This is a genomic window from Oceanobacillus alkalisoli, assembly GCF_021556485.1.
Classification (GTDB): Bacteria; Bacillota; Bacilli; order Bacillales; family Amphibacillaceae; genus Oceanobacillus; species Oceanobacillus alkalisoli.
In genome coordinates this window covers 1-575 of record NZ_JAKGBW010000043.1, presented here as the reverse complement: position 1 = coordinate 575, position 575 = coordinate 1, and the positions used below count along the sequence as shown (strand labels likewise).

General features: G+C 38.3%; 1 protein-coding gene. It reads right to left on the bottom strand.

The window, feature by feature from the left end; genetic code table 11:
• On the bottom strand, nucleotides 1-575 hold a 575-nt coding region (locus tag LZD48_RS18410; protein ID WP_235764130.1), incomplete at both ends, for a transposase.

Sequence of the window (575 nt, the reverse complement as noted above, 5' to 3'; positions counted from 1 at the left end):
ACCGCCATTAATGCAAAGGCTAATTCATTTGTCGCCTTTTGTTTTCCTCGAACGGAAAAACGAGTGAAACCTAAATTAGCCTTCAAAAATCCGAAAACTGGCTCCACGTCAATTTTACGTTTGCCGTAAATTTCACCTGTTTTCTCGTCTGAAAGCTTCGTGCGTACATATTCTTTTTGTGATTCCCACTTCTCGTTGAGGAATACTTTTCTGTTATTTCCTGGTTTGGCTTTCGTGCACAAATCACGAAGAGGACAACCGGAACAGTCTTCACATTCATACACTTTAAATTCACGTGTAAATCCATATCTGTCCGTTCGTTTCGAATGATAACTAAATTTCACTTTTCTTCCATTTGGACATACATATGCATCTTCTTCTTCGCTGTATTCCCAGTTGTCTACATGAAAAGCATTCTCTTTGTGTTTCTTTTTCTTCTCCTTTCGATATTGATTGTATGTAATGAGTGGCGTTCGATTTCGATTTTTTAGGATATCTTCGTAATTCTGTTCACTACCATATCCGGCATCTGCGACAATAAATTCCGGCAGCTCAAAAAAGTTAGCTTCAATCGT